Here is a 2,764-nt window from a genome sequence, read left to right on the forward strand (position 1 = left end):
GGGTTGGGCATGATGGCCATCATCCGACTAAAAACGACTCACGAGCACATCAAGCCGGCGCTGCGCGCGTTCGCCGAGATGCCGCATGTCATCGAAGTCCACCGCATGACCGGCGAGGACTGCTTTCTGCTGAAGGTGCTGGTGCCGACACCGGGCCAGCTCGAAACGCTCATCGACGCGATTGCCCGCTTCGGCGCGGTCACGACATCGCTGGTGCTGCGCTCCGAACCGACCAAGACGATCGGAAAGGCGTTGCTTGGATGACGTGCGGATGCTGATTGACTGCGTGACGCATGGAATCATGCGGACCGGTTCGAGCACCAGGCGATCGCGCTTGTGGTTCTCGTGAATGACATAAAACGCAGCAATCCGGGCAATTGAATTCAAATTAAAAATAACCGAATTCATTTCGCCTATCCGGATTCCTTCCGATAAAAAATGATGCTCGATCTGTCGCTCGTTTTATCCTGTTTTTCCAATATGTGGATCGCGAATGCCTCGTGTTTAGCACGTCACGGCTAAAAACACTGCAACGCATTGCATTCGAAAATTCGTCAGACTAATATCGACGCCACTCGTCCGGCATTCACAAAATATCGAACGAGGAGCGGTCATGTTTTTTCCGCGCTTTCATGTTGAATCACTCATGTTCACCACAGGAGAATTGACATGCAGGAAACCCAGCAGATCGAATTGCTTGACTGGATGCAGGAAGACACGCACCCCGAGGCCGTCGACATGATGGTCGAGGACGCCGTGGTGCCGTTCGGCACCGCGCTCTGGCCGGTCTGAGCGGGCCACCCGTTCTCGCGGAAGGGCCGCGGCCCTTCCGCCGCTTCCGGAGATACGCATGCTGAACCTGCACCGCGCGCTCGGCTTTCACCCCGCGTTGCGCGACAAGCTGGCCCGCGGCGAATCGGGAAAACTGCTGGTCGGCCATGACACCCGCAACCGCGACATCGCGTTGCGCGCCTTTTCCGCCCTGCCCGATTCGCTCGACGCGACCACCCTCTGCCTCGAAAGCACCCCGCCCGCCGACATCGCCGCCGCGCTCGACGCCGCCGACCTGTTCGTGCTGCTGTACGACTCGTCGTGCCTGCCGACGCCGTCGCCGAGCGGGCCGCCATTCCTCGCCGCGATCCGCCCCGCGATCGTCGAACACTGGAGCAAATCGGTTTTATTCAAGGATTACGGCCCGCACCTCGACGAGGCGTTCGCCGAATCGCTCGACGACATCGCCGCGCGCAATGGCCGGCTGATCGACGCGGCCGCACGCGCGTCGCAGATCCGCTTCATCGACGAAGCCGGCAACACGCTGACGGGCTCGCTTGCGCCGGACCAGAAATGGACGAGCGTGGACGGCATGGGCAACCTCGACGTCGTGCCCGGCGAGATCGCGACGCACGTGACCGACCTCAACGGCTCGGTCGTGTTCAGCGGCACCTTTCTCGGCACCGTGCCGTTCGCGATCAAGTACAAGGTGGCCGAGCGGCTCGCGACGCTGCATGTCGAGCACAGCACGATCGTCGATTTCGACACCGACGATGCGGGCTTCCGGCGCGATTTCACGACCTATCTCGACCGGCACGCGAATCACCGGCGGATCGAGGAATTCGGCATCGGCACGAACCTCGGCATCCGCGGCCTGTACGGCCGCAACGCGGGGTTCGAGGAACGCCATCCGGGCCTGCATCTCGGGCTCGGCGGCGGCGAAAACGGCAGCCACCATCTCGACCTGATCTTCGCGCGCGGCACGCTCGCGCTCGACGAGCGGATCGTGTTCGACGGCGCGTTCGCCGTCTGACGCAGCGGCGCGTTGCTCAGGCTTCGGCGGCCGCCGCGTCGCCGAGCCACTTGAACATCACGAAGCAGTCGACGAAGCCGAGCCGCGCGTGACGGTATGCGCGCGGCAGCCGGCCGACGATCTCGAATCCCAGCTTCTGCCACAGCGCGACCGCGACTGCGTTCGTCGCGACCACCGAATTGAACTGCATCGCGAGGAAACCGCGCTCGCGCGCCACCTGCTGCGAGTGCTCGCACATCAGGCGCGCGACGCCGCGGCCGCGCGCGGCCTCGCTCACCATGTAGCCGCAGTTGCTCACGTGCTTGCCGGGCCCGGCGGCGTTCGCCTTCAGGAAGTACGAGCCGAGCACCACGCCGTCCTCCTCCGCGATCCACGTACAGAGCGGCGCGTCGAGCCACAGTGCGCGTGCCGCTTCCTGGGTCGGTTCGGGATCGAATGCATAGGTTTCCTGAGCAGCGACGATGGCGCGGTAGGTCGGCCAGAAACGCGCGAAATCGTCGTCGGTCATCGGGCGGATCGTGATCATGCGGGGTCTCTCGTGAATGTGATGTCGACAGGCAGGACGGGCAAGCGAGCGAGCGATCGTACCGCGATTCATTGCGGGTCGCCTGATCGTCGCGCCGCGCTGCGATACGCGCCCGGCGGCACGCCGTACCAGCGCTTGAACGCTTGCGAGAAACTGGACAGATCGCTGAAGCCGAGCCGCTCGGCCACGTCCGCGAGCGACAGCCGCGCATCGCCGAGCAGCGTCTCGGCCATCGCCCCGCGCGTCTGCGCGAGCAGCGCGCGAAACGTCGTGCCTTCCTCCTGCAATCGCCGCTTGAGCGTGCGCGGGCTCGTGTTCATCAGGCGCGCCATGTCGTCGAGCGAGAACGGCGCGCTGCCGGGCGTCGCGTTCAGGTATTGGCGCACCATCTCCGATGTGCCCACGCGCGCACGCCGTGCTTCGACGAGTTGCCC

5 protein-coding genes are annotated in these 2,764 nt (G+C 64.3%); 3 read left to right on the plus strand and 2 right to left on the minus strand.

Annotated elements, in window-relative coordinates:
* From JMF90_RS32250 to JMF90_RS32255, 3 genes are all read left to right on the plus strand, one after another.
* The coding region (locus JMF90_RS32250) for an Lrp/AsnC family transcriptional regulator (RefSeq protein WP_201325949.1) at window positions 1-264 on the plus strand (264 nt) is incomplete at its 5' end.
* Window positions 265-669: 405 nt separating this feature from the next.
* Entirely contained in the window at window positions 670-792 is a 123-nt protein-coding gene (locus tag JMF90_RS40645; RefSeq protein ID WP_006479692.1) for a hypothetical protein, read from the plus strand.
* A gap of 58 nt (window positions 793-850) precedes the next feature.
* Window positions 851-1,804, plus strand: a complete 954-nt coding sequence (locus JMF90_RS32255) for a hypothetical protein (RefSeq protein ID WP_011694639.1) — start codon at window positions 851-853, stop codon at window positions 1,802-1,804.
* A gap of 16 nt (window positions 1,805-1,820) precedes the next feature.
* Here the strand turns inward: JMF90_RS32255 and JMF90_RS32260 are convergent, their stop codons facing one another.
* Window positions 1,821-2,330 carry a GNAT family N-acetyltransferase gene (locus tag JMF90_RS32260; RefSeq protein WP_041489638.1) on the minus strand — a complete coding sequence of 170 codons (510 nt, stop codon included), beginning with the start codon at window positions 2,328-2,330 and terminating at the stop codon, window positions 1,821-1,823.
* A gap of 68 nt (window positions 2,331-2,398) precedes the next feature.
* On the minus strand, window positions 2,399-2,764 hold a 366-nt coding region (locus JMF90_RS32265; RefSeq protein ID WP_201325950.1), incomplete at its 5' end, for a helix-turn-helix transcriptional regulator.

The sequence above is a fragment of the Burkholderia sp. E168m23 genome, assembly GCF_016586125.1.
Classification (GTDB): Bacteria; Pseudomonadota; Gammaproteobacteria; order Burkholderiales; family Burkholderiaceae; genus Burkholderia; species Burkholderia orbicola.